The sequence below is a fragment of the Bradyrhizobium glycinis genome (assembly GCF_016031655.1).
In the GTDB taxonomy this organism is placed as follows: Bacteria; Pseudomonadota; Alphaproteobacteria; order Rhizobiales; family Xanthobacteraceae; genus Bradyrhizobium; species Bradyrhizobium glycinis.
In genome coordinates, this window is sequence record NZ_JACCHQ010000010.1 from 115,891 (window position 1) to 141,029 (window position 25,139).

Here is a 25,139-nt window from a genome sequence, read left to right on the forward strand (position 1 = left end):
CCGGGCCGTGAGAGCCTCACCGCTGGATGATCTTCGTCCAGACATCGCCGAGGATCGCGGGCTCGCGCGGCGGCAGATAGGTGAGGCCGGCCTGCTTGCCGAATTCGGCGATCTTGCCCGAAGCCGTGAGCTCCGTCAGCGCCTGGTTGACGGCCGCGATCAGCGCGCCATCGCTGGCGAGCCCGATATAACCGCGATTGGCGCCGATCGGATAATAGTAGCCGGACGCCGTGATCGCCGTGTTCGGGTGCGCGGCGCGATGGGCGTCGAAGCGGGCAAGATCGATCAGCGTCGCGTCATGGTCGCCGCGCTCGAGTGCGCCGAGGAGATCGTCGCGGCCGGGGACGAGGTGGGTGATGTTGTCGATCAGGCGCCCCTTGTCGAAGGTCATCAGGATGGCGTCGCCGAGCGATCCGCTTTCGATGGCGAGACGAAGGCCGGCGAGATCGCCGATGTCGCCGACCTTGCGCCCGCGGGCGTTTTGTCCCAGCACCACCGTCATCGGCGAATAGATGTAGGGCTGGCTCGGCGCGAGCACGCCGAGCGGGACGCGACGGCGCCGATCGTCGCGCGTGGCGCCGGCGAAATCCGGCAAGCGCGCCGTCTTCATCCCGGGTGCGACGAGCGAATCCTGCGTCAGCGCGTAGCCGCCGACCAGCGAGCAGCGCCCGTCCGAGAGCAGCGCGTTGGCCTCGAGCTGCGGGCTCGAATCCTCGTCCAGCCTGCTCTCGAACCACTGGATCTTCAGCGGGCGTCCCATCCGCTCGGCGATCGCCTGCGCCAGCAGCACGTCGAAGCCGGCATCCGGCTTGCCGCGGCGATGCACCGAGAGCGGCGGCCGGTCCTCGTCGAGACAGACCTTCAGGGGATCGTCGGCCGCGAGAGCGACCGACGCCATCGTCGACAGAAAGGCCGCAACGCTCCAGGCAACGCGCCAGCGTCTCATGGCTTTCTCCGGCTGGAGACAAAGGCCCAGAGGTTTCCGATCTCGTCGTCGCTGAGAATGTCGCCCCAGGGCGGCATCTTGTTGTTCTTGCCGTTCTTGACCGTGGTGACGAAGCGCGTCTTGTCGTCGGGGATGACGCGCAGGTCCGGCGTGATGGTGCCGGAGTTCATCAGGTTGGGACCGTGGCAGTGCGAGCATTTCTCGGCATAGGTCGACTTGCCGTGGTCGATCTGCGCCTGCAAGGGATTGCCGGTTGCGTTATCCGCGGCGCGAACGGTCGCCGCAAGCGCGACCGTCAGCACTGCGACGGTGGCGATCGTCGCCACCGTCCTGTGTGATACGTCTGTTAGCATCGTGCCGTGGTTACTGCTTGACCGCAAAGACCCACAGCGAGCCGCCGGGCGGCACGGCGGCAAGCCGCTCGTCACCGGAGAACAACGAGTAGACGCCGCCATAGCCGCTGGTGACCGCGACGTATTGCACGCCATCCTGCTGCCAGGTCACCGGCTGACCCTCGATGCCGGACCCGGTTTGGAACTGCCAGAGCTTCTTGCCGGTGTCGGCGTCGAAGGCCTCGAACTCGCCGGTCAGCTGACCCGAGAACACGACGCCGCCGGCCGTCGACAGCACACCCGAGAAGCGCGGAATGTCGCTCGGCGCCTCCCACTTGGCCTTGCCCGTCATGGGGTCGATGGCCTTGAGGTAGCCGCGCGGGCCATCGTCGAACTGCCAGGGATCGGTCAGGTCCATGCCGAGATACCATTCACCCTGCTTGAAGGTGACGGGCTCCGCCTTGTACTTGCCGCCGAAATTGAGCGTGTTGGCATAGGCGAGGCCGGTCTGCGGATTGAACGACATCGGCTCCCAGTTCTTACCGCCGAGGATCGACGGATAGACCGTCACCTTCTTGCCCTCGCGCGCGTCCTTGGAAACGTCGCTCTCGATCGGACGTCCGGTTTTCATGTCGATGCCGGTCGCCCAATTCACCTTCACGTAGGGATTGGCTGCGAGCAGCTTCCCGTTGGTGCGGTCGAGCACGTAGAAGAAGCCGTTGCGGTTGGCATTCATCAGCGCCTTGGTCGGCTTGCCCTCGACGTTCACGTCGGCGAGCACCATCTCGGCCACGGCGTCGTAGTCGAACGGATTGTTCGGCGAGAACTGGTAGTGCCACTTGATCTTGCCGGTCTTGGGATCCATCGCCAGCACGGAGCAGGTGTAGAGATTGTCGCCGGGGCGCACTGCCGAGTTGAACGGGCCGGGATTGCCGATGCCCCAATAGACCGTGTTCAGCTCGGGATCATAAGAGCCCGTGATCCAGGTCGAGCCGCCGCCGAGCTTCCAGGTGTCGCCCTTCCAGGTGTCGCCGCCGGGCTCGTCCGGCGAGGGGATCGAATGGGTTCGCCAGAGATGCTTGCCCGTTGCCGGATCCCAGCCGTCGATGAAGCCCCTTGTGCCGAATTCGGCGCCGGAGATGCCGGTGATGACGACACCGTCGGCAACGAGCGGGGCCACCGTCATCGAATAGCCTTCCTTGAAATCGGCCGCCTTCTGCCGCCACAGCTCCTTGCCGTTCTTGGCGTCGATGGCAATCACGTGGGCATCGAGGGTCGTACGGAACAGCTTGCCCTCGTGAATCGCGGCGCCGCGGTTGATGATGCCGCAGCAGACAATTCGCGGCGTCTCCGCCGGATATTCGATCTTGCTCTTCCAGATCTGCTTGCCGGTCTTGACGTCCACCGCCATGGTCGCATTGTGCGTGGTCACATAGATCACGCCCTGATAGACGATGGGTTGGGACTCCTCACTGCGATCGTCGTTGAAGGAGTAGTTCCAGACCGGGACCAGGTTCTTGACCGTATCCTTGTTGATCTGCTTCAGCGTCGAGAAGCGCTGGAGATTGTAGCCCATTCCATAATTGAGAACGTTCGACGTGTCGGTCGCACCCTTGACCAGCTGTTCGGTGGTTTGTGCATTTGCACAGGTTGACGCAAGCATGACAAGGCTCGCGGCCATCGCAAAGCGTTTCATCCGTTCCTCCCAATATGCGCGCCTTTGACGCTGCGGCTGCAACACTCCGTCGGAAACCAAAACGCGTCAATACGAAAGTCGAAACGGCCGTGCCGATATGGTCGGCGGTCACCTGACGGAAACCTGACAAAGGCAACTCCAACTTGTGCGCAGACGCTGAGAAATTCCGCGGCGCGAAGCACGATCGTGAGCAGGTCAATGCATTTTCCACCGGTTGTGGCGCGCGCAAGTTGCAAGTCCGGACTTGAACCGAGCGTCGCTTGCGGGTTTATCTCGGCTCTGCCCCATCGATCTGGGGCTCTATGTCAGGGGAGGTCTCGATGATTTCGGCTCGCTCGATTGCCCTTGCACTTGTGATTGCACTTTCGGCCGGTCCGGCGTGGTCGGCTTCCGGCAATGCGGTCAAGTTGTTCGACACCGACAACGACGGCACGCTCGATCTCGCCGAGGTGAAGAAGGCCGCCGCCGCCGCGTTCGCAAAGCTCGATCCCGATCACGACGGTACGCTCGATGCGCGCGAATTGCGTGGACGGTTGACCGCAAAAGAGCTCGCCGCCGCCGATCCTGACCGCGACGGGACCCTCACTCTCGACGAATATCTGTCCGTGGTCGAGCAGCGCTTCAACGCAGCCAATCCTGACAAGGACGGAACGCTGGATGCGAAGGAGCTGAACTCGCGCGCCGGTCGCGCGCTCGTGCGATTGCTCCGGTGAGCGCCCAGACCGGAACGGGGATGACGGGCGCAACGTTTGCGACCATTCCGGTCTGACGCTTGGGAACATCGGGCTGCTCGGCCTGTTTCTCCGCATGTCCTGCCGGCGCTGGGGCTGCGCGGCGGGAGAAAAGGAGATGCAGATGAACACGAAGCGTTCTCTTCTTGCTGCCTGCGCAATCCTGACGCTGAGCGCCGGGGTTGCGGTCGCCGGTCCCTGCAACACCGGCAGCGCCGGCACCGACAAGGATGCCGGTTCTGGTCCGGTCACCGTGGGCTCCGCACAATCGCACACGTCCGGGTCGGCGAGCGATACCAGCCAGCATCCGCCGACCAGCACGATGAACCGTGCCAGCGGTGAATCGCCGGCGTCGTCCGAGGATGCGCAGCGGCAAATGCAGAGCGAGCCGACGGCGGCTCAGCGCGCCGAAGGCGCCAAGCCGAATGCCGAGATGGCCGACAAGGGTTGCTGACGGCACCCTTGTCGATTCGACGCGCGGTGCGTTGCACAAGGCAGTGTCTCGCTGGTCATGTTTGACCAAGAGGGAACTTGCTTTGTCCGAGAGAGAAATGGCGGTCGCGAAGAATCGGCACAGACGCGTCGGCAGTCGAATCGAGGCTTGAACTGCACTCGAGGCAGCTCTAGGTTTTTCGCCGCGCGATGTCGCGCTCAATACCTTGGGAGACCCGAATGGCTTGGAAAGCTCCGAAGATCGTGGAAGTGCCGGTCGGCATGGAAATCAACATGTACGCCTGCGCTTCGCGCAAGTAAGACCAACGACCTGCCGCGGCTTGGATGGCGAACGCCGTCGGAGCCGTGGCGGTGTCGGATCTCCGCCTCGCCGTGCTCCATGCTTTGCGGATCGGCGCGGAAGCCGCGCGTGGAGAGGCTTCAATTTTCTCCCCGCAAAATCTCGACCGGGCTCTGCGGCAGTGTGTTACGCTGGCGCCCGGTCAGCGCTGCTGCCGCATCATAGCGGCGCGCGCCTTTGGGGCACGGGATGGGCGGCAGAGCCTGCAAGTTCTGGACGGTGATCGTGTGCGCGATCGTGCTGGCGCCGGCACGCACCAGCGCCGAGGCAGGCTTTGATACCGAGCATATCTTCGGCTTCATGATCGGCACCGACGTCGGCAATGTCGGCGAGCGCGAATTCCAGAGCCAGACGACGGGGCGCTTCGGCAAAGGCGGGGGCGCCTATCGCGCTCTCGAGCACGAAGCCGAGATCGAGGTGGTGCCGCTGCCGAATTTTCGTGTCGAGGTCGGCGGCACCGCCAGCTTGCACGACATCACCGGCGTCCCTGGCATCGACGACCGCCGCCAGTTCAACTTCCAGGGCATCTCGCTCGACCTGCGCTATCGCCTGCTCGACCGCGAGCGCGCGCCTTTCGGCCTCACGATTGCGGCCGAGCTCCACGGCGACCGCATCGACGAGACCAGCGGCGCGAAAGGGCGGATGTACGGCACCGAATTCACGCTCGCGCTCGACCGCGAACTCGTTCCGAACTTCGCGATCGGCGCCCTCAACCTGATCTACCAGCCGGAATGGGCGCGCTTCGAGATTGGAGGCGCTTCCGAGAAAAGCTCGACGATCGGGGCCGCGTTTGCCGGCCTGGTGCGGGTGCGGCCCAATGTGCTGCTCGGCGGCGAGATGCGCTACTTCCGGCAATATGAGGGCATCGGCCTTAGCGAGTTCTCAGGCCAGGCCCTGTTTGTCGGCCCCACCGCCTATTTCCAGCTCTCCGAGCGCTCCCGGCTCACTGTGAGCTGGAGCATGCAGGCTTGGGGGCGCCCGGCCGGCTCAGGCGGCAATCTCGACCTCGTCAATTTCGAGCGGCATCAGGCGCGATTGGTGTTCGGCGTGAACTTCTAGCGCGGAAGGTCGGCCATGACGAGGCTTCGGCGCTTTGAAACTTCCCCCTCCCTGAAACGTAGCTCCATGTGCTAATCTCTCCATCCCCCCCCCCTGCGAGAGGATCCCGGCATGAACCCGATTGACCTGGTGGTGACCGTGTGCGCGGTGCTCTCGCCTGCAACCTGCGAAGAGCAGCATCTGATGTTCAACTATTCCGGGTCGCCCCGCCAATGCGTCATGGCCGCGCCGCCCTATATCGCGCAATGGATCGGCGAGCATCCGAAATGGCAGGCCGTGCGGTGGCGCTGCGAATATCCGCATCCGAACGACAGAGCGTGAGCTGCAAGAAGCTATTCTCTATTTCGTGCAGTCCTTCAGATCCTTGTCGGCGATCGAGAACACCGCGTCGGCTTTGATCTCGATATCGCGGACGATGCACTGCCGCGCATTGGGGTAACTGACCTTGGCATCGTAGCGGCCGGGCTCGACGCCGGTGATGCGCAGCCGCTCGTCGTGGTCGACCTCCTTGTCCTTGTCATTCAAGCACTGGTTCGGACCCCAGTCGGTCTTGCCCGCGGGTGCGAGCTGGAAGCCGGAGATCGTCTCCGTCGTGAGATTCCAGAGCCTTATGCCCTTGCCCTTGGTCTGCGCGGCGGCTTCGCCGGCAAGAGTCAACAACGCGATCAAAGCAAGAACCCCACGCATCGGCCAGTCCTCCCAAAGGGCGCCGTCATTCCCTGATCAGGCGCTCGCGGTTCTTTGCCTTGTCGAAATTCTTGGCGCGGTCAAGCCCGTTGGGTGCGATCAGCTTCGCCGAGACGAGATCGGCGCCGTCGAAATCGGCGTCGATGACGATGGCACCGGTCAGATCGGCTCCGCCGAGTTGGGCGTTTTTCAGTGATGCCCCGCTCAGATCGGCGCCCCTGAGGACTGCGAATTCGAGGTCGACGCGCGACAAATCGGCGTTGCGCGCGCTCAGCCGTTCCAGCTTGGCGGATCTCAGCACCGCGCGCATCAGCCCCATCGACTGGTTACGCATATCGGCGCCAAGCTGCGCGTCCGCGATCGAGGCGTCCACCAGGCTTGCGCCGGTGAGGTCGGCAGCGATGCGCGCTCCTGACAGGTTGGCGCCGTCGAGACGCGCGCGGGCCATTTGCGAGGCGAACAGATTGGCGCCTTTCAAGCTTGCGCCGGTAAGATCCGCATCCAGCAGCCACGCCTGATCGAGGATCGCACCGTCCAGCCTGGCGTCTCGAAGTATTGTCTTGTTGAGCCGCGCGGCGCGGAGAACCGTGTTGGACAGGTCCAGCCCCGAGAGATCGAGACCCGACAGGCGTTTGCCGGTGAAATCGGCAGGCTGCTTTGGGCTCGCTTTGGCCAACATGGCCTCGACCTCCGGCCTCGTCATTTCAGCCGAGACCATCGCGGGGGAGGTGAGGTCGACGCCACGCATCATGTCCTGCGCGCCCGCCGTCATCGCAACGAGTGCGAGGCTAAGCGCTGCAAGACCAAGCGTTGCGAAGGCGACTGTCCGTGTCATCATCAGGTCCGCCGCCGGCCTAATTTAGCACGTCCGCCAGGCAACCGGCTATGAGGCATCTGGCTCAGTGCGGTCGCCTTGAGTTCGTTGGGCGAGGCTGGCCTTGATCGCCGCAATCTCGGCTTCGCCGCGTGTGTCGCGCGGGATGCCGATAGGCACCTCGGCCACGATCCGCGCTGGTCGTGGCGACAGGAAGAACAGCCGGTCGCCCAGGCGCACCGCATCGTCCAGGCTGTGTGTCACCAAAAGCGTCATCACCGGCCGGCTCGCGACGAGCGTTGCAATCTCATCGCGCAGGCGTCCGGCGAGAGCGTCATCGAGCGATGCCAGCGGTTCGTCGAGCACCAGAATGTCCGGCTCGACGGCAAAGGCGCGGGCGAGCGCCACGCGCCGGGCCAAACCCAGCGAGAGCTCACCGGGATAGTGGTCGCGATGCGCTTCCAGCTCCAAAATCCTGAAGAGCTCGGCGAGCTTGGCATCAACGACATCGGGCGCAGCCAGCCGCACATTCTGCTCGACCGAGCGCCACGGCAGCAGCCGCGGCTCCTGGAACACCATGCCGATCCGCGCCTCCGGCGGCCGCCCGATGTGGCCTGCAAAGTCGTGGTCCAGTCCCAGGATGATGCGCAGCATCGTGCTCTTGCCGCAGCCGGAGGGGCCGATCAGCACGCCGACCTCGCCGGATTGCAGCGCGAATTTGACCGGCGCCAGCACCTCGTGCGTTCCGCCCGCGGCACTCCTGAAAGTCTTGCCCGTGATATCGACCTCAAGCCGCACGGGGCCGCCACCTGTTTGCGCGGGCTTCGAACGGCTGCACCAGCAAGGTTTCGATGACGAGCACGACGGCGGCGAAGGTCAGGGAATAGGCCAGCAGCCGCGGCGTGTCGAACAGCTGGAAGGCGACGCCGATCTCGAAGCCGACACCGTTCGGCCGGCCCAGCAACTCGGCGACCAGCACGATCTTCCACACCAGCGACAGGCCGGAGCGGGCGGAGGCCGCGATATAGGGCGCCAACTGCGGTAGCACGACGTGGCGGAAGGCTCGCCAGCGCGGCATTGCGAACACGCTCGCCATCTCGTCGAGCGAGCGGTCGAGCGCGCGCGTGCCCTCGCGCAAGGTGACGATGGCAGTCGGCAGCTTGTTGATGGCGATCGCCGCGATCGCGGCGGCCTCGGTGAGGCCGGCCCAGATATAGGCCAGCACAATCACGACCAATGCGGGCAGGTTGAGCAGCAGGATCAGCCAGGGATCGCCGAGGCGGTCAGCGACTTTCACCCGGCCCATCAGGTATCCGATGGCACTGCCGAGCGACATCGCGAGGGTGAAGGCGAGCGCGACGCGCGCCAGCGTGGCGCCGAGATGCAGGAACAGCGCGCCGCTTGATGCTTCCGCGATCATCACCTGAAGCACCGCCGGCGGGGAGGGCAGCTTTGCGCCCCCGACGAGGAGCGCGGCAATCCACCAGATCGCGAGGAACAGGGCGAACGACAGCAGGCGCAGCACCTCAGTCTCCGGGGACTGCGTGATAGAAGGTGCCGGGATCGAGCTCGGCTGCGGGGCCGACGAGATCGCGGCCGCCGATCTCGGCCAGTACGCGGTAGAGCACGCGCGCGTCCTTTTCCTCGTCATCGATGCTCCGGCGCGGAATGCCGTCGCGGTAGCGCTCGCGGTAGGTCTTGAGCAGGGCAGGATCCGTCGTGCCGGTGAGCGGCGCCACCTTGTCCCAGGCCGCATCCGAGGTCGCCAGCAACTCCTTGGCCTTGCGGGTCATTGCGATCAAGCGCGCGACTGCCTCCTTATGGCTCGCGGCCCAGCTCTCGTCGAAGACATAGCCGACCGCGGCGACCGCGCCTTTGGCACCAAGCTTCGGCAAGATGTCCTCGATGCCGGCCAGGCGCCTGAAACCCTTGGCCTCGAGCTGGGCGCAGAAATTCCAGAAGTTGAGGCTCGCATCCATCTCGCCGTCCAGCGCCTTGGCGGCGATCAGGGGCGGGGCGCCGTAGACGATGGTTGCTTCCGACTTCAGGTCGATGCCGTCCTGCTTCATCCGCGCCTGCAGCAGCAGCCAGCTCTTGTCGATCGCCCCGCCGGCGACCGCGAGCTTGCGGCCCTTGAGGTCGGCGAGCGTCTTGATCGGCGATGAGGCCGGTACCATCACGGCGCCGAGCGCGCTGGAATAGGGATAGAAGGTAAGCTTCGCACCAAGCGTGCGCTCGCGTGACACCCACAGCCAGTCCGACAGGATGATGTCGGCGCTGCCGGCGCGCATCGCGATCTTGCCGGCCTCGGTGCTCGCGAGCTCGGTGACCTCCAGCGACAGGCCAGCCTCCTTGTCGAGGCCGGCGCTGCGGATCGCGGCCAGCTCCCACGAGAATGTTCCGGTCTTCTGCACCGCAAGGCGGATCGTGTCCGCGGCGCCGGCAGGTGCGGCTAGCGCCAGCACCGTTGCGAGCGCCCATATTCGCGCCAAAACTCTCATCACCTTGTGAGCCGTTTCCTCTGACTGAGTGCTTTTCAGCACAATAGGCATAGCATAGCCTTGGTCGCAACCAGCGGGAGGACGCGCATGAATCTGGCCGGACGGCTACGACCGATTGTCGCCGCATTGACGGCGCTCGCTGCGAGCGTATGCGTGGCGCGGGCCGAAGAGGCCAATGATTATCCCACCGCGGCACGTGCAGAATACGTCTATGGCTGCATGAAGGCCAATGGCGAGACTCGGTCCACGATCGAGCAATGTTCCTGCTCGATCGACGTGGTCGCCTCGATCGTGCCCTACGAGCGCTATGTTACCGCCGAGACCGCGCTCAGCATGTCGCAGGTGCGCGGCAATCTCGGCGTGCAGTTTCGCACCTCGGAGCAGGCCAATTCGGCGGTGAATGACTTGAGGCGCGCGCAGGCGGAAGCCGAGGTGAGGTGTTTCTAGTTTGCTGCCGCGGTGTCTAACCCTCCCCGTGCTCCTCGCCTCACGTCCCCGGCTTTTCGACATCCCATTCATTGCGGAACACGTGCCCGTCCGTATCCCGGGCCTCCGCACGGAAACGCTTGGCGCCGTTCGAGACATAGGTGAAGCGCAGGTTGGGATCTTCCGAGATCGAGATGCCGCCTTCCATCGACAGCACGGGGCTGTCGTCCTGCGTCAACTTGAGCTGGTTGATGAAGTAGGCGGGGATATAAAGCTGCGTGACCTGGTCCATCTGCAGGCCGGAATTGTTGGGATGGCCGATCATGATCTGCGCTTCGCGCAACCGGCTGGCCGGACCGTCCTCACGGGCGAATTGCCGGTAGCGCATCTGGCCGAGCCGGTTCTTGGCTTCCTCCACGTTCTTTGCCGCCGGCGCTGAGCAGCCGCCGGAGGCCTTCACATAGACTTTTGAGACGTAGAGCTGGCCATCGCTGAGCTCGGCCACCGCGTGCACGTCGGTGTAATTGTTGACGCGCACGCGGGTTGAGATTTCCGTGACGTTGGCGTCCGGGCCGAGCTCGAACTTCGCGGCCATCGGCGCGGGGTTGCGGTCGATCACCAGCGTGATCGAACGGATGCGTCTGCTGTCGCCGGGCGATAGCTTGCTGCGCAGCGTCACCGGCACGATGGCGGCGTCCTCGGCGCGATACGGCATCTCGATGCCGATCACCTCGGCACCGTCGTTCATCGGCCGGCTGCTGAATATGTCCTGCACCAGGCCCGGCCAGGGATCGTAGGCCTCTTCCGCCTGCGCCGGCACGGCGAAGGCGATGCCGAGGAGCAGGGCGATCAGGGGCAGGCGGCGTGTGCATCCCGTCAAGGTCATGCTCCTCGGAACAGGCGAAGCTGATCTCCTGCCAGGGTAGCGCGCCCGCTACTCCCATTCAATTTCCGAAAATGCTGCAGTTGCGTTGCGGGCGTTGTAGTCCTCGAACAGCTGCCAGTGCGGCCGCTCGTCCGCGGCCGCCTTCGCCGCAGCGGCGCGGATAGGGACGCCCTTCTTGTTCAGGGCACGGACGTCGGACAGCAGCGTTGACAGGTAACGCCGTTCTTCGCTCAGCGCCGCAGGCCAGTCGCTCACAGGACCGTGACCGGGAACAACGCGCAGCGCCGGGATCGTCTCCAATTCTTTGAGCGTAGCAAGCCAGCCGCGAATGCTGCCGTCCATCACCGGAATGTGGCGGAGAAAGACGAGATCGCCGGCAAGCAGGGTCTTGGTGGTCTCGTCGAACACGGTCAGATCATTGTCGCTGTGTCCGGCCGGCCATGCGCGCAGGGTCAAGCGGCGCGAGCCCAGATCAAGCGTGAGCGTGTCCGTCACGAGCAGGGTCGGCGGCACGATCTTCACGGGATCGATCAACTCGGCGCCCATGATGCGCCTGAAATTGTCGAGATAGAACGGCCCGCGGCTCGCCAGCGCCTGCGGCAGCTTGCTGTGGCCGACGAAGCTGGTTCCCTCCGCCACGAAGGCAGCATTGCCAAAGACATGGTCGGGATGGGCATGGGTGTTGATGACATAGCGGATCGGCTTCGGCGTGCGCGCGCGTATTGCCGCCAACAGCGCCTCGCCTTCGCGCAGGCTGCCGCCGGTGTCGATCACGACCACCGCGTCATCTCCCACGATGAAGCCGACATTGGCGATGTCGCCTTCATTCTCACGGCTCATCAGCGCGATGGTCCCGGAGTGTACGAAGATTCCCGGCGCGACTTCGCTCACAGGCAATTCGGCCGTCCCGGCGCGTGCTAGCGTTGCTGCTACCAGGGACAAGGCTGCGATCACGAGAGCGATGCGAGACACTTTTCCGCCTCAGTTCAAAGGATTGGCCTCATTGCACTGCAACAAAGCAAAGCCGACAAAAGTTGGCACACGTGGCGCGTCAAGCGTTGCATGGATAACATTCAAACAAAACGAGGAGGAAGCGCGATGATGCAGGCCCGACGACATCGTCGCTGGTGGTTTTCACTCTGGATCGTGATCGCATCGTGTGCCTATGGCGATCTCGCCATCGCGCAGACCAACGAGAGCGGAGATCTCTCGTTCGAGCTGGTCGACCCGAAGGTGCTGCGCGTCTGCGCCGACCCGCGCAACCTGCCGTTCTCGAACGAGAAGGGCGAGGGCTTCGAGAACAAGCTCGCCGAGTTTCTGGCGGACAAGCTGCAGAAGAAGCTCGATTACGTCTTCTTCCCGCAGGCCTCGGGCTTCGTGCGCATGACGCTGGGTGCGCATCGCTGCGACGTCATTATGGGCTTCCCGCAGGGCGACGACCTCGTGCAGGGCACCAATCCCTATTACCGTACGACCTATGCACTGGTCGCCAAGACCGGCAGCGGGCTCGAGGATGTCGACACGCTGGAGGACGCACGCCTGAAGGGCAAGCATATCGGCATCGTCGCTGGCACGCCGCCGGCGACGAATATGGCGTTGGCAGGCCTGATGGGCGACGCCAAACCCTATCCGCTGATGATCGACACGCGCTTCGACAATTCGGCGCAGGCGATGATCGAGGACCTCACTGCCGGCAAGATCGACGCCGGCGTGCTCTGGGGACCGATGGCCGGCTATTATGCGAAGAAAGCCGGCCCCTCGCTGCACGTCACGCCGCTGGTCAAGGAGACCACCGGTCCGAAGCTTGTCTATCGCATCGGCATGGGCGTGCGACCGGCCGATCAAAACTGGAAGCGGCAGCTCAACCGGCTGATCCAGGAGAACCAGGGCGAGATCAACAAGATCCTACTCGATTTCGGCGTGCCGCTGCTGGACGAGAGCAACCGGCCGCTCGGCGCGGAGACGGCCAAGAAGGCGCCATGAGCCGGCCGCTTGCCGCTGCGTTCGTTGTTGCCCTGCTCGTGGCCCCGGCGCTGGCGCAGCAGCAGGAGCCGTTCGAGCCCGAGGGCTATCGCACCGACAATTATCGCGCGCCGGTGCCGGCGACGCTCGCCGGCGCGCGCGTGCTCACGACCGGGGAGGCGGAGGCGATCTGGCGCGCGAACAGCGGCGCCTTCGTTGACGTGATGCCGCGCGCGCCGAAACCAAAGAACCTTCCTGTGGGCACGGTGTGGCGTGACGCGCCGCGCAGGAACATCCCGGGGAGCTTCTGGCTGCCGGACACGGGCTACGGCAACTTGCCGCCCGCCATGGACGACTATCTCCAGCGCGGCCTTGCGCGCGCCTCACGCGGCGACAAGGCCGCGTTGCTGGTGATCTATTGCCTCGGCGATTGCTGGATGTCCTGGAACGCCGCCAGGCGCGCATTGGCGTACGGCTATTCCAATGTCGCCTGGTATCCCGACGGCACCGACGGCTGGGAGCGCGCGAAGCTGCCGACGGAAGAGGCGCAGCCGGAGCCGCGCCCGGAGCAGTAATGGCTGAACGCAGCTGCCGCTCCCTGTGAGTGGGGGCGGGAGGGACGGTGCTATTTCTGCTTCTGCAGCTTCGTCAGCGTGCCCGTGCCGTTGGTCTCGGTGGCCGAATACGTTACCCTGTCGCCGGCATGGACGGCATCCAGCATCGCGGCATCCTTGGCCTTGTATTCCTGCAGCGCGCCGGCACTGCCTGCGCTGGCGCCGACGGTACCTTTCTGCGTCTGCTGGATCGAGATCGTGCCGTTGAGCCGATCGATCCGGGTGATCATCCCGGTCATGTCGTCAGCAAAGGCGCTGGTTGTGAGCATGCTGAGGGCCGCAGCGCCCGCGAACATGAGTCTTGTGGTTCCCATCGAGGCCTCCCGACGTCTGGAGTTCACGTCGACAAGCCATGATAAATCGATTTGGTTCCGGCAGATAGCGCGGCGAAAGGTTAACGTTGCCGGGGCGATTGCGGGAACTTTTCGTGAGCCGTCAGTGTAACTGACGCTATTCCATTTCCTGCTGGATCACGCGTCCGAGCGCGAACAGGCGCTGGTCGATCGAGGTCGGAACCTCGCAGACGAAGCGCACCACCTTGTGGCGGTCCTCGAAGATCCGGGTCTTCCAGATCAGCTCGTTGCTGAGCGCCTCGACCTTGGCCTCGTCACGAGGGGTGGCCCCTTGCAGGGCCTGGAGCTCGATCGTCTCCTCGCGGATCTTGTCGGCGGCATCGCGTTGCTTGCGGCTGACGCGTTCGAGTCCGTTCATGACCTGGGAGCGCTGGGCGTTGAGCGTGTCGAACAGGCCCGCGAACAGCAGCTTGGCGTTCGAAGTCTTGTCGGCTGCGGAACCCGCGAGAAACTCCTTCACCAGCTTTTCCGCCTCATCCAGCGGCGTCTTGCGCGCCGCCAATTTCGCAACGAGCGCGCTGATCCTGGCGTCGTCCTTCCATTTGTTCTGGACGTCATCGAGCGGCGGACCGCCCCACACAGCCGCCAACGAGATCTCCGGCACCTTGGCCTGGGTGCACGGCCAGTCTGGATAGCGCGGATCGGCGGCGTGCGCCGCCGCGCTCGCAACCGCGAGCACCAGTACAGCAATGGCCAGACCCCGAACCGTCATCCTTCGCCTCCCGCAGGCCCGCGTCGCGCCAGCCCGCGCGAGGGATCATAGGCCAGGATCGCGCCGATCATGAAGACGATTGTGCAAGTAGCGACCACGGCCAGCGAGATCCAGTTGACCTGGCCATACAGCGCGAAGCGGATCAGCTCGACCGCGTGGGTGAACGGATTGGCCTCGCACAGATAATAGAGATAGGGGCTGCCCTCCTGCACCCGCCAGAGCGGGTAGAGCGCGGAGGAGGCGAAGAACATCGGGAAGATCACGAAGTTCATGACACCGGCGAAGTTCTCCAGCTGCTTGATGCCCGACGAGATCAGCATGCCGAGCGAACCCAGCATCAGCCCCGACAGGATCAGCGCCGGCAGCACGGTGAGATAGCCCTGGGGCGGCGGTGTGATGTCCCAGAGCCAGGCGATCAACAGGAACGCATAGACCTGGAGCAGCGATACCGCCGTGCCCGCGAGCAGCTTGCAGAACAACAGGAATCCACGCGGCAGCGGGCTCACCAAGAGCGTGCGCATGTTGCCCATCTCGCGGTCATAGACCATCGACAGCGAGGACTGCATGCCGTTGAAGAGCTGGATCATCGCCATCAGCCCGGGCGCGATATAGACCTCGTAGAGGATGTAGGTCTCGTAGGGCGGGATGATGGAGATGCCGAGCACCTGGCGGAAGCCGGCGGCAAAGATGAAAAGCCACACCAGAGGCCGCACCAGCGCCGAGACGAAGCGTTCGCGCTGATGCAGGAAGCGCAGGCCCTCGCGCCAGACGATGCCGCTGAGGCAGGTCATGTACTCGGCGAACGAGAAGCCGCGCGGCGCCTCGCGCGTTGTGATGCTGCTCATGCGCCGCCTCCCGGCATGGTTTGCGCGCCGGTGAGGCGCATGAAGGCGGTGTTGACGTCCTGCGCGCCGGCTTCGGTGATGACGCGGCTCATCGGCCCCTGCGCCAGCACCTTGCCCTGGTGCAGAACCACGAGGTCGTCACCGGGCATGATCTCGTCGAACAGGTGCGTGGCCCAGAGCACGCCGATGCCTTGCTCGGTCACGAGCTGGCGGACGTGGCTGATGATGTCGGCACGCGCCTTGACGTCGAGCCCGACGGTCGGCTCGTCGAGCAGCAGGAGGCGCGGCCGGTGTAGCAGCGCGCGGGCGATCTCCAGCCGCCGCATCTGTCCGCCGGAGAGGTCGCGCACCTTACTTGCAGCGCGATCCGCAAGCCCGATGCGGCCGAGCAGCTCGGCGCTGCGCGCCGAGGCCTCGCGCCGGCCGATGCCATGCAGCGCGGCGTGGTAGAGCAGGTTCTGCGTCAGCGACAGGTCGAGATCGAGCGTGCGCGGCTGGAACACGACCCCGAGCAGCCGCAGCGCCTCGCCGGGGCTCTTGCTGACGTCGTGGCCGAAAATGCCGACGCGGCCTGACTGAATGCCGAACAGCCGCGTGATCAGCGAGAACAGCGTGCTCTTGCCGGCGCCGTTGAGTCCCAGCAGCGCCGTGAAGCTCGCGGGCTGCACGTTGAAGGATACGTCCATCAATGCGCGCCGCGGACCATAGGAATGGCTGACGTCGTCGATCGACAACGCCGGCACCGCGGCCGCTTCGGCTCTCGGCGTCCCATGCGGTTCGGCGATCGGGGCGGGGCTGGTCATGGCGCGATCGCAATGCCCCAGGGCAGCTCACCCACCTGAATGGTCTTGATCACCTTCTGCGCGGCGACGTCGATGACGGAGACGTCGTTCGACACACCGTTGGTGGTGAGCAAATATTTCTCGTCCGGCGTGAACGCCATGTGCCAGACCCGCTGCCCGACCAGGAGAAATTTCGTCACCTTGCGCGAGGCGACATCGACCACGGCGATGCGATTGGCGGGACCGAGCGCGACGAAGGCGGTCTTGTCGTCCTTGGTCATGCCGATGCCGACCGGCTGGATCGCTTCCTTCCGCAGGCCCGGGATCTCGAACGTGACCTTGCCGATTACCTCGTGCTTGTTGGGGTCGATGATCGAGACGGTGCCGCCGATCTCCGAGGACACCCATACCTCGGACGAATCGTGCTTGTACTCGGCAAAGCGCGGCCGCGCGTCCACCAGCACGTTGGCGACGATCTGGCGCGTGGCGGTGTCGATGAAATGCGCCATGTTGGTCGTCTCGGACGTGTTGATCAGCGTCTTGCCGTCAGGGCTGATGGTCATGCCCTCGGGCTCGACGCCGACCTGGATGTCGCCGAGCCGGGCGCGCTTCTCGAGGTCGATCACCGTCACGGTGTTGTCGTTCTCGTTGGCGACATAGAGGGTCTTGCCGGCGGCATCTTGCGCGAACAGCTCCGGGTCGGGTCCGGAGGGCAGGCTGTCCACCACGCTTTGCGTCTTGGCGTCGATCACCTGGATGGTGTCGTCGTCACCGACCGCGACCATCACGAACTTGCCGTCGCGGGTGAAGTCGATGCCGCGCGGACGCTGTCCGACCTTGATGGTCTTGGTCACGGTCCAGCTGTCGGTATCGATCACCGAGACCGTGTTGCTCTTCTCGTTCGAGACATAGGCGATAAACGCATGCGCGGGCGCTGCCGCCAGCGCTAGAGCCGCGAGCAATGCTGCTCTGAACATGTGCGATGTCCGCCTGCGGGCGGCCCTTACCTCCCCCGCTCGCGGGGGAGGTCGCATCGCATCGATAGATGCGATGCGGGAGAGGGCTCTCTCCTCTGGGGGGCTATCGCGAGTGGAGACACCCTCTCCCCAACCCTCCCCCGCAAGCGGGGGAGGGGGCGCAGCGTCGTCGCGGTGGCGGCGCGATCTCATCTCACAATGCTCACTTCAACTTGCATTTGCTCTCCGGGCGATCGTAGCCGAGCGTGTCGAGCTCGGAGACCTGGTGCAGGAAGCCTTCCTGCGGCGACACCGACACCACCAGGCGGCCGTCGACCAAGAGGATCGGCTGGCGCAGCTGCAGATTCCAGTCGCGCAGGGTCAGCCGCGTGCCCTTGAAGGCGGCGACCGAGAAATCCGGCCCCTTGATGAAATCTGTGACCTTCTTGACCTCGCCGGAATTGGTGCGCGAGGTGGCTTCGCCGATCATGCGCACCGCCGTCCAAGCCTGCATGTCTAGTGCGGTCATCCGCCGCGAATTCAGCTTGACGAAGCGGTTCTGCATCTGGATGGCGCCCCACTGATCCTGCGATGCGTCCCAGCTGCGCGGCACGAGGCCGGCCGAGCCGGCGACCGGCCGCGGATCCCAGGTGCGATAGGGCAGATAGGCGCCGAACACCTCGCTCTCGTCGGCGGCGACCAGCACGTCATAGGCCGGTGCCTGCTGCGTGAAGACGGGGATCTGGCGCTGGATCTGTGTCACCCCGCTGTCAGTGCGCCGCGCGCCGCCCTTGTCCTCGAAGGTCCGCTCCTGCACGATCTTGGCGCCGAACCGCGCCGCGGTACGCCTGATAGCATCGGCGAACAGCCTGTCCTCGTCATGCGAGCCGACCACCAGCAGCCAGCGCGACCACTTCTTCCACACCAGATACTGGCCGAGCGCATCCGCCAGCATCGCGCGCGTCGGCGCGGTATGGATGACGTTGGCACGGCAATCGGTCTCGCGCAGCCGCTCGTCGGTCGCGCCGGCGTTGAACACTAGCGTGCCGCGATCGCGCAGGGCGTCCGCGACCTTCAGGAGCGCATCGGCGGGCAGGTCGGCGATGATGAAGCCGTTCTTCTCGGCGAGCGCGGTCGCGGCCTGCGCCACGTCCTCGTCTTCCCTGATGCGGCGCTCCTCCAGCGTGAAGCGCTGGCCGGTGAATTTACCGGTGGTGTTGTTGTCCTCGATGGCAAGGCGCGCGCCGGCGACGCCATCGTTCTCGGCGGGCTGCTCGACCAGCGACAGCGTCGATCGGGTGCCGGCGATTGCGAGATAGCCGACGCCGATCGTGACGGGATCGGCCGCAAGCGCGCTCGTCGCGGCAACACCAAAGCCGATCAGGCCGGCCAACCATCGGATCATGTTTCCTCCAGACGATCTCCCCGGCTTGACCGCCGGTGAAGAATTGTCTCTGCTCAAGCATGACCAATTTGTCAGGCCATGCAACCCCGCATTTCGTCCCCGCGCGTAGACGGCCGGGCGTCACGATCATGCGAGCATCGTTGGCGATCACAGCTTTGCTGTTGACGGGCTCGGCCGCGCTCGCCGAACCGCCGAAACTCGCTGTGTTCGATTTCGAGCTGATCGACACCAGCCTGCCCGGCGAGTTCTACGGCTCCAAGCCGGAAGAGGCGCGGCTCGTGCGCATCAGCGAGCAGCTGCGCAAGGAATTGGCAGAATCTGGCAAGTTCCAGGTGCTCGACATCGCGCCTGTACGGGAGGCCGCCCGTCACGCGAACCTGCACGCCTGCGGCGGCTGCGACCTCAAGCTCGCCGGGCAGCTCGGCGCCGATTTGGAGATCACCGGCCTGGTGCAAAAGGTCTCGAACCTGATCATCAATCTCAACATCTATCTGCGCGACGTGAAGACCGGCAACATGATCACGGTCGCCAGCGCCGACATGCGCGGCAACACGGATGAATCGTGGTCGCGCACGATGAGCTATCTGATCCGCAACCGCCTGCTGGCGCCGAATTACGGCAAGCCGGAGTAGGGGCGGGAATAACTCGCCGCGACGGCGGTGCACCCTCTCCCCTTGTGGGAGAGGGTGGTTTCGCGATAGCGAAACCGGGTGAGGGGTTGTTTCCGCGAGCCCAACTCGCGTTTGTGCACGCGGAAACGACCCCTCATCCGGCGCTTCGCGCCACCTTCTCCCACAGGGGGAGAAGGACGAGGGCAGCGCGCGCTTGGCGCTCAAAGATCACCCCTTCAGCTTCTCCGCATGCCAGTGCAGGTGATCGCTCATGAAGGTCGAGATGAAATAATAGCTGTGGTCGTAGCCCGCCTGGCGCCGCAGCGTCAGCGGGATGCCGGCCTTGGCGCAGGCGGCCTCGAGCAGCTCCGGCTTGAGCTGCTCGTTCAGGAAATTGTCGGCCTCACCGACGTCGACCAGGAAGCCGGAGAACTTGGCGCCGTCCTCGATCAGCGCCACCGTGTCGTGGTTGCGCCAGGAATCCTTGTTCGGCCCGAGATATCCGGTCAGCGCCTTGATGCCCCAGGGCACGAGCGAGGGCGCCACGATCGGGGCAAACGCGCTGGCTGCGCGAAAGCGGTGCGGGTTGCGCAGCGCCACCGTCAGCGCGCCGTGACCGCCCATCGAGTGCCCCATGACCGATTGCCGCTTGGCATCGACCGGAAAGTTCTCCGCAACGAGCTTCGGCAGCTCGTCGGTGACGTAGCTCCACATGCGATAATTGCGCGCGAACGGCTCTTGCGTGGCGTCGACATAGAAGCCGGCACCTAAGCCAAAATCATAGGCGTTGTTGGCATCGCCCGGCACGTCGGGGCCGCGCGGGGAGGTGTCGGGCGCGATGAAGATCAGGCCGAGCTCGGCGCAGGCCTTGCGGAATTCGCCCTTCTCGGTGACGTTGGCATGCGTGCAGGTGAGGCCGGAGAGGTACCAGACCACGGGCAGCTTGGCGCCGTCGGCGTGCGGCGGGATATAGACCGAGAACACCATGTCGGTCCCGGTCGCCTGGCTGGCATGGCGATAGACGCCCTGCACGCCGCCATGGGATTTGTTGGTCGAGACAGTCTGAATCGTCATGCCCAAGGACTCCGTGGCATCTCACCACATCAAGATTGCAACGCTTGTGTGACCGAATTCGTGGCGTGGTCAGGCGACGCCGCTGTCGATCGCCAGCCGCACCAGCTCGACCGAGGTCTTCACCCCGAGCTTCTGGCGCATGATGGACGAGGTATTGGCCACCGTCTTGTAGGACGATTGCACCAGCCACGCGATCTCGGACAGGCTCTTGCCGGCGCTGAGCAGCCGCAGGATCTCCATCTCGCGCGCGTTCAGCTTCGACAGCGGGTTTTGCGCCAGCGTCGGTCCGGCGAAAGCGATGCTGCGCGCGATCGCGGTCGGAAGATAGGTGCCGCCGCTTCCGACGGCGCGGATCGCCTCGACGAGGTCGTCGGGGTCGCCGGTCTTGGAGACGTAGCCCTTGGCGCCGCATTCGATCGCGCGCGCGGCGAAAGCGGGGTCGTCATTCATGCTGAACATGATGATGCGGGCCTCGGGCGCGCGCTCGAGGATGCGGCGCGCAAGCTCGAAGCCGGAAACGGTCGGCAAATTGATGTCAATGATGCAGAGATCGGGACGTTCGACGATGAAGACGCACTCGCCATCTTCGGCGTCGGCGGCCTCCAAGATTTCGATCTCGCCTTCGTCGGCCAGCACGGCACGGCAGCCGGAGGCGACGATGGGATGATCGTCGACGATCAGAATGCGCATAGGCGTTCCCCGCGACAGCCCGTTCCCTTGGAGCCTGCCTGTTCTGCGCCGCATGAGACTGACCAGGCAAGACGCGCATCTCGTGTCGGCTCATGCAACCCGGCCGGGATTGCTGTACGCTTCCGATTAGATATCGGGCGGTTCGCCTCTGTCAACGTCATCGGACAGGCGTGGCCAGCCCTTCGCGAGGCACGAGCGAGACCAATGTGGCAGAATCTTTCCTTGCGCGGGCGCATCAATCTCTTGCTGGCGCTGCTGCTGGCACTGGGGCTCGCGGTCAATATCGGCCGCCAAGTCGCCGAGGCCGGCCCGCGCGTGCAAGCCGAGGACCAGAGCGTGATCCGCCTCGCGCGCGAATTCATCGAAATGATCGTTGCCGATCTCAACGAGGCGCCCGATCCGGATGCCAGGCTGAACCAGATCGCCCGCGATCTCAGTCGCCTGCGCCATGTCAGCATCGCGCTGCTCGATTCCGCTGGGAACCCGCTGACGCCGCCGCGGCTTGGCACTGATGCCGACACACGCGGCCCGCCGGTCTGGTTCGTCAGCCTGGTTCATCCCGAGCAGACCGCGGTCAGCGTGCCGGTCTCGCTCCGCGGCAAACCCGGCTCGCTCGTGATCACCTCGCATCCTGACGACGAGATCGCCGAGATATGGGACGGCATCGTGACCCAGCTCGAGGTCGGCTCGGTGATCGCGCTCGCGCTGTTTTTCCTGATGATGAAGGTGGTCGGCCGCGCGCTGGCACCGCTGCAGTCGCTGGCGGAGGCAATGGGGAAGCTCGAAAGCGGACATTACGAGGCCCGCGTCGCGCCAGGCGGCGCGCCGGAGCTCGGTGCGATCTGCACCAGGCTCAACCATCTTGCGGCGACGCTTGGTGAAGCGGTCGAGGACAAGCGGCGCCTCGCCGAGCGTGCGGTGTCGCTGCAGGACATCGAGCGCAAGGAGATCGCGCGCGAATTGCATGACGAGTTCGGACCCTACCTGTTCTCGCTCCGCGCGCATGCGAGCGCGCTGGCCAAGCAGGCGGACGGACGCGAGCCGAGCGTGGATGCCGTGCGAAAACATGGCAGCGCCATGCTGGAGCAGATCAATGCACTCCAGCAGTTCAACCGCCGCGTGCTGGAGCGCCTTCGGCCCGTGGGCCTCGCCGAGCTCGGCTTGCGCCAGGCGCTCGAATCCCTGACGCGGCTGTGGCGAGAGTCGCGTCCCGACGTTGCGATCGAGACCTCGATCTCGCCGGCGCTTGGCCCCACCGGCGAGACCGCCGATCTCACCATCTACCGCATCGTCCAGGAGGCGCTCACCAACGTGTTCCGCCACGCCGGTGCGACCTCGGTCAGCGTCGTCATCGAGCCGGTCGAGCAGGCCGGCGGCCGCTTCTGCGCCCGGGTGCGGGTCAGCGACAACGGCCGCGGCATGGGGCCGGGGCAGAAGCTCGGCTTCGGTCTCGTCGGCATGCGCGAGCGGATCCTGGCGCTCGGCGGCACGCTCAATGTGGTCTCGGGTGAGGGCGGTGTGACCTTGGAAGCGCTGGTGCCGACAGTGGCAACCTGATCGCATCCGAAGCGATCGGGAAAAATTCCCGATTTGGTCGGGAAAATCGGTGCGGATAGGGTCCGACCTTTTGTGGCTGGCGTCCCCCTTGCGGCCGAATAAACTCGCCTCGACCAATCGGCGCAAAATCAAAACAGCCGGTGGTCCATGGATGGGAAGGCGGGGATGGGCAAGGTTGTTTCGTTCAAGCGTGGTTTGTTGATGGCCTCGGTGTCGACCGGGCTGGCATCGGGCTTGGCCTTTGCGAGTCCTGCCAAGGCCGCGCCGGACGAGGAGACCAACGTCCAGAACCTGCCGCCGGTCGAGGTCTCCGCGCCACCGCGGGCAACGCGGCGCGCGGCGCCGACGCGACCGGTTGCGCGCGTGGGGGCGCCGGGATCGGCCGCGCCGAGGACACGGATCTACGTCTATCCGACCTCGCCGGGCATCGGCCGAGGTCTCGACGTCGACAAGGTCCCGTCGGCGATCAATGCCGTCGATGCCAACCAGATCAGGCGCACGGGTTCGCTGAACGTCACGGACGCGCTGCGCGACAACATCGCCGGCGTCAACATCAGCGAAGTCACCGGCAATCCGTTCCAGCCGGATGTCGAATTCCGCGGCTTCGTCGCTTCGCCCGTGACCGGGACGCCGCAAGGCCTTGCGGTGTACCGGAACGGCGTCCGCATCAACGAGGCATTCTCGGACGCCGTGAATTGGGACCTGATCCCCACGGCCGCGATCAGGTCGGTGACGCTGGTGACCAACAACCCGGCCTTCGGCCTCAACGCGCTCGGGGGCGCGATCAACCTGCAAATGAAGGACGGCTTCACCTATCAGGGCGCCGAGCTCGACCTCATGGGCGGATCGTTCGGTCGCATCCAGGGCTCGGCGCAATGGGGCAAGCAAGTCGATCAGAACTACGCCGTCTACGCCGCGCTCGAAGGACTGCGCGACAACGGCTTCCGCAATTTTTCCCAATCGACGGTGCGGCGCTTTTACGGCGATGTCGGCTACAAGGCCGGCGACAGCGAATTCCACGCCAATATGGGCGTCGCCAAGAACGATTTCGGGGCCAGCGCCACCGTCCCGGCCGAGCTGCTCGACCGATATTGGGGTGCGACCTACACCACGCCGCAGACCACTTCCAATCGCGTGGGCTATCTCAACCTGACAGGCAAGGTCGACGCGACGCCGACCTGGACGCTCGAAGGCACCGCTCATGTGCGCAGGTACGAGCAGAAGGTGGTCGACGGCAACCCGACCGACGTGCAGGAGTGCGGCGCGGATCCGGCGCTGCTGTGCTTCGGCGATGACACCACCGCCGCGAACGGCGCGGGCGGCGTGCAACTCGCCAATCCCTTCGCGCCGGGCACCATCCTCGGCGAGATCGACCGGGGCTCGATCCGTTCGACCACTCTCGGCGTCTCGGGGCAGGCGACCAACACCGACCAACTGTTCGGCCACGACAACCGCTTCGTGATGGGTGCAACCTACGACGCCAGTGTCACCCGCTACAACGCCACCGCCGAGATCGGCTCGATCGGAGAGAACTACGTCGTCAGCGGCAGCGGCGTTTTCCTGGGACCGACTCCCGCCGCAGATCCCGTCGCCGGCCCGGTCTCGCTGCGGACCGTCAATCAGTACAACGGCCTCTATGCGATTGACACGTTCAACGTCACGGATGCTTTCGCCATCACGGGCGGCGGCCGCTTCAACCTCGCGCGGATCTCGCTGGAGGACCAGCTCGGGACCGCGCTCAACGGCGATCACACTTATACCCGCTTCAACCCGATCATCGGCGGCACCTACAAGATCACGCCCGAGCTGACCGCCTATGCCGGCTATTCCGAGGCCAACCGCGTGCCGACGCCGCTCGAGCTCGGCTGCGCTGATCCTGCCAGGCCCTGCCTGCTCGCGGCATTTCTGGTTTCGGATCCGCCGTTGAAGCAGGTGGTCTCCAAGACCGTGGAAGCCGGTTTTCGCGGCACCAAGGAGCTGAACATCGGCACGCTCGGATGGAAGGTCGGCGGCTTCCGCGCCACCAATCATGACGACATCCTAGCGGTGCCTGCCGTCGGGCGGACCGGCTTCGGCTATTTCTCCAATGTCGGCCGCACAAGGCGGCAAGGACTCGAAGCCGAAGTCAGCATCAAGTCGCCCACGCTGCAGTTCCAGGCGAGCTATGCTTTCGTCGACGCGCGCTTCCTCGATCCGCTCGAACTCGGCTCGGAGAGCCCGTTCAAAGATCCCGCCACCGACACCATCCAGGTCAGGCCCGGCAACCAGATCCCGGCAGTCCCGCGCCACCGCGTCAAGGTCGGCGTCGACTATGCCGTGACCGATGTCTGGAAGGTCGGCGGCAATGCGCTGTTCGTCTCCAGCCAATATCTCGTCGGCGACGAGTCGAACCAATTCGCGAAGCTGCCGTCCTACACGGTGTTCAATCTCCACACCTCCTACCAGGTGACGAAGAACATCCAGCTCTACGGGCGCGTCGACAACATCTTCGACAAGCGCTACGCGACCTACGGACAGTTCTTCGATACCGGGGCCTTGCCCAACTTCAGCAACGGCGGCAACGCCTTCACCGACCCGCGCTCGCTCAGCCCGGCACGGCCACGCGCCTTCTACGCGGGGTTGCGGGTGACGTTCTAGATCTTTTGGAAGTGCCGGCGTCCTCTTTCGGCCGGCCGTCTATGTTGGCCACACGCCCGCGCAACCCCTT

The 25,139-nt window shown here is 64.9% G+C and carries 29 protein-coding genes; 11 read left to right on the forward strand and 18 right to left on the reverse strand.

Annotated elements, in window-relative coordinates; all coding sequences use genetic code 11:
• Window positions 1-16: 16 nt before the first annotated feature.
• From HZZ16_RS16915 to HZZ16_RS16925, 3 genes are read right to left on the reverse strand one after another with little or no spacing between them, the layout of a single operon-like run.
• Window positions 17-946, reverse strand: coding sequence for a type 2 periplasmic-binding domain-containing protein (locus HZZ16_RS16915; protein WP_197949700.1), 930 nt, complete (start codon window positions 944-946; stop codon window positions 17-19).
• Complete coding sequence (locus tag HZZ16_RS16920; protein WP_197949702.1) at window positions 943-1,299, reverse strand: c-type cytochrome; 357 nt, start codon at window positions 1,297-1,299, stop codon at window positions 943-945. The genes HZZ16_RS16915 and HZZ16_RS16920 overlap by 4 nt, the downstream gene beginning before the upstream one ends.
• A 10-nt stretch (window positions 1,300-1,309) precedes the next feature.
• Window positions 1,310-2,974, reverse strand: a complete 1,665-nt coding sequence (locus tag HZZ16_RS16925) for a methanol/ethanol family PQQ-dependent dehydrogenase (protein WP_197949704.1) — start codon at window positions 2,972-2,974, stop codon at window positions 1,310-1,312.
• A 320-nt stretch (window positions 2,975-3,294) separates the two neighbouring features.
• Between HZZ16_RS16925 and lanM the strand changes: the two genes are divergently transcribed.
• From lanM to HZZ16_RS16950, 5 genes are all read left to right on the forward strand, one after another.
• On the forward strand, window positions 3,295-3,687 hold the full coding sequence (lanM, locus tag HZZ16_RS16930; RefSeq protein ID WP_197949706.1) for a lanmodulin LanM: 393 nt from the start codon (window positions 3,295-3,297) through the stop codon (window positions 3,685-3,687).
• A 142-nt stretch (window positions 3,688-3,829) separates the two neighbouring features.
• Window positions 3,830-4,159: a hypothetical protein gene (locus HZZ16_RS16935; protein ID WP_246510175.1), complete on the forward strand. Its 330-nt coding sequence runs from the start codon at window positions 3,830-3,832 to the stop codon at window positions 4,157-4,159.
• Between the two features lie 218 nt (window positions 4,160-4,377).
• Entirely contained in the window at window positions 4,378-4,458 is an 81-nt protein-coding gene (gene pqqA / locus HZZ16_RS16940) for a pyrroloquinoline quinone precursor peptide PqqA (protein ID WP_008562446.1), read from the forward strand.
• A 229-nt stretch (window positions 4,459-4,687) separates the two neighbouring features.
• Window positions 4,688-5,557 carry a DUF6662 family protein gene (locus HZZ16_RS16945; protein ID WP_197949710.1) on the forward strand — a complete coding sequence of 290 codons (870 nt, stop codon included), beginning with the start codon at window positions 4,688-4,690 and terminating at the stop codon, window positions 5,555-5,557.
• Between the two features lie 111 nt (window positions 5,558-5,668).
• Entirely contained in the window at window positions 5,669-5,878 is a 210-nt protein-coding gene (locus HZZ16_RS16950; RefSeq protein ID WP_197949712.1) for a hypothetical protein, read from the forward strand.
• Between the two features lie 18 nt (window positions 5,879-5,896).
• Here HZZ16_RS16950 and HZZ16_RS16955 read toward each other — a convergent pair whose 3' ends face one another.
• From HZZ16_RS16955 to HZZ16_RS16975, 5 genes are read right to left on the reverse strand one after another with little or no spacing between them, the layout of a single operon-like run.
• Window positions 5,897-6,244 carry a hypothetical protein gene (locus HZZ16_RS16955; protein WP_197949714.1) on the reverse strand — a complete coding sequence of 116 codons (348 nt, stop codon included), beginning with the start codon at window positions 6,242-6,244 and terminating at the stop codon, window positions 5,897-5,899.
• A 25-nt stretch (window positions 6,245-6,269) separates the two neighbouring features.
• On the reverse strand, window positions 6,270-7,079 hold the full coding sequence (locus tag HZZ16_RS16960) for a pentapeptide repeat-containing protein (protein ID WP_197949875.1): 810 nt from the start codon (window positions 7,077-7,079) through the stop codon (window positions 6,270-6,272).
• Between the two features lie 48 nt (window positions 7,080-7,127).
• The gene (locus HZZ16_RS16965) at window positions 7,128-7,856 is read right to left on the reverse strand and encodes an ABC transporter ATP-binding protein (RefSeq protein WP_197949716.1); all 729 of its coding nucleotides are present in this window, start codon (window positions 7,854-7,856) and stop codon (window positions 7,128-7,130) included.
• Window positions 7,846-8,583, reverse strand: coding sequence for an ABC transporter permease (locus HZZ16_RS16970; RefSeq protein WP_197949718.1), 738 nt, complete (start codon window positions 8,581-8,583; stop codon window positions 7,846-7,848). The genes HZZ16_RS16965 and HZZ16_RS16970 overlap by 11 nt, the downstream gene beginning before the upstream one ends.
• A 1-nt stretch (window position 8,584) precedes the next feature.
• Window positions 8,585-9,559 (reverse strand): ABC transporter substrate-binding protein, encoded by a 975-nt coding sequence (locus HZZ16_RS16975; protein WP_197949877.1) that lies wholly within the window; start codon window positions 9,557-9,559, stop codon window positions 8,585-8,587.
• A gap of 87 nt (window positions 9,560-9,646) precedes the next feature.
• Here HZZ16_RS16975 and HZZ16_RS16980 point away from each other — a divergent pair, with 87 nt between their 5' ends.
• Complete coding sequence (locus tag HZZ16_RS16980) at window positions 9,647-10,006, forward strand: hypothetical protein (RefSeq protein WP_197949720.1); 360 nt, start codon at window positions 9,647-9,649, stop codon at window positions 10,004-10,006.
• Between the two features lie 40 nt (window positions 10,007-10,046).
• On the opposite strand, the gene HZZ16_RS16985 is transcribed toward HZZ16_RS16980, so the two are convergent.
• Window positions 10,047-10,871: a quinoprotein dehydrogenase-associated SoxYZ-like carrier gene (locus HZZ16_RS16985; protein WP_197949722.1), complete on the reverse strand. Its 825-nt coding sequence runs from the start codon at window positions 10,869-10,871 to the stop codon at window positions 10,047-10,049.
• Between the two features lie 48 nt (window positions 10,872-10,919).
• Entirely contained in the window at window positions 10,920-11,843 is a 924-nt protein-coding gene (locus HZZ16_RS16990; RefSeq protein WP_197949724.1) for a quinoprotein relay system zinc metallohydrolase 2, read from the reverse strand.
• Window positions 11,844-11,969: 126 nt separating this feature from the next.
• On the opposite strand from HZZ16_RS16990, the gene HZZ16_RS16995 reads away from it, so the two are divergent.
• The gene (locus HZZ16_RS16995; protein ID WP_197949726.1) at window positions 11,970-12,854 is read left to right on the forward strand and encodes a substrate-binding domain-containing protein; all 885 of its coding nucleotides are present in this window, start codon (window positions 11,970-11,972) and stop codon (window positions 12,852-12,854) included.
• A complete protein-coding gene (locus tag HZZ16_RS17000; protein WP_197949728.1) occupies window positions 12,851-13,408 on the forward strand; it encodes a PQQ-dependent catabolism-associated CXXCW motif protein in 558 nt (185 codons plus the stop codon). Before HZZ16_RS16995 ends, HZZ16_RS17000 begins: the two co-directional genes overlap by 4 nt.
• 50 nt (window positions 13,409-13,458) lie before the next feature.
• Here HZZ16_RS17000 and HZZ16_RS17005 read toward each other — a convergent pair whose 3' ends face one another.
• The 6 genes from HZZ16_RS17005 to pedA1 all read right to left on the reverse strand — a co-directional run bounded on the left by HZZ16_RS17005 (window position 13,459) and on the right by pedA1 (window position 18,500).
• Window positions 13,459-13,761 carry a copper-binding protein gene (locus tag HZZ16_RS17005; protein ID WP_197949730.1) on the reverse strand — a complete coding sequence of 101 codons (303 nt, stop codon included), beginning with the start codon at window positions 13,759-13,761 and terminating at the stop codon, window positions 13,459-13,461.
• A gap of 136 nt (window positions 13,762-13,897) precedes the next feature.
• Window positions 13,898-14,512 carry a hypothetical protein gene (locus HZZ16_RS17010; RefSeq protein ID WP_197949732.1) on the reverse strand — a complete coding sequence of 205 codons (615 nt, stop codon included), beginning with the start codon at window positions 14,510-14,512 and terminating at the stop codon, window positions 13,898-13,900.
• Window positions 14,509-15,357: a lanthanide ABC transporter permease protein PedC gene (pedC, locus tag HZZ16_RS17015; protein WP_197949734.1), complete on the reverse strand. Its 849-nt coding sequence runs from the start codon at window positions 15,355-15,357 to the stop codon at window positions 14,509-14,511. The genes HZZ16_RS17010 and pedC overlap by 4 nt, the downstream gene beginning before the upstream one ends.
• Window positions 15,354-16,160: a lanthanide ABC transporter ATP-binding protein PedB/LutE gene (gene pedB, locus HZZ16_RS17020; protein WP_197949736.1), complete on the reverse strand. Its 807-nt coding sequence runs from the start codon at window positions 16,158-16,160 to the stop codon at window positions 15,354-15,356. The genes pedC and pedB overlap by 4 nt, the downstream gene beginning before the upstream one ends.
• Window positions 16,157-17,116 carry a YVTN family beta-propeller repeat protein gene (locus HZZ16_RS17025; protein ID WP_197949738.1) on the reverse strand — a complete coding sequence of 320 codons (960 nt, stop codon included), beginning with the start codon at window positions 17,114-17,116 and terminating at the stop codon, window positions 16,157-16,159. Before HZZ16_RS17025 ends, pedB begins: the two co-directional genes overlap by 4 nt.
• Window positions 17,117-17,318: 202 nt before the next feature.
• Window positions 17,319-18,500 (reverse strand): lanthanide ABC transporter ABC transporter substrate-binding protein PedA1, encoded by a 1,182-nt coding sequence (gene pedA1, locus HZZ16_RS17030; RefSeq protein ID WP_197949740.1) that lies wholly within the window; start codon window positions 18,498-18,500, stop codon window positions 17,319-17,321.
• 59 nt (window positions 18,501-18,559) lie between these two features.
• Between pedA1 and HZZ16_RS17035 the strand changes: the two genes are divergently transcribed.
• A complete protein-coding gene (locus HZZ16_RS17035) occupies window positions 18,560-19,132 on the forward strand; it encodes a DUF3280 domain-containing protein (protein ID WP_197949742.1) in 573 nt (190 codons plus the stop codon).
• A gap of 207 nt (window positions 19,133-19,339) precedes the next feature.
• Here HZZ16_RS17035 and fghA read toward each other — a convergent pair whose 3' ends face one another.
• Window positions 19,340-20,185, reverse strand: coding sequence for an S-formylglutathione hydrolase (gene fghA, locus HZZ16_RS17040; protein ID WP_197949744.1), 846 nt, complete (start codon window positions 20,183-20,185; stop codon window positions 19,340-19,342).
• Between the two features lie 69 nt (window positions 20,186-20,254).
• Window positions 20,255-20,875, reverse strand: a complete 621-nt coding sequence (locus HZZ16_RS17045; RefSeq protein ID WP_036007891.1) for a response regulator — start codon at window positions 20,873-20,875, stop codon at window positions 20,255-20,257.
• A 204-nt stretch (window positions 20,876-21,079) separates the two neighbouring features.
• On the opposite strand from HZZ16_RS17045, the gene HZZ16_RS17050 reads away from it, so the two are divergent.
• Together HZZ16_RS17050 and HZZ16_RS17055 are read left to right on the forward strand one after the other, a co-directional pair.
• Window positions 21,080-22,432, forward strand: a complete 1,353-nt coding sequence (locus tag HZZ16_RS17050; protein WP_197949746.1) for a histidine kinase — start codon at window positions 21,080-21,082, stop codon at window positions 22,430-22,432.
• 165 nt (window positions 22,433-22,597) lie between these two features.
• On the forward strand, window positions 22,598-25,069 hold the full coding sequence (locus tag HZZ16_RS17055) for a TonB-dependent receptor (RefSeq protein WP_197949748.1): 2,472 nt from the start codon (window positions 22,598-22,600) through the stop codon (window positions 25,067-25,069).
• Window positions 25,070-25,139: the final 70 nt, after the last annotated feature.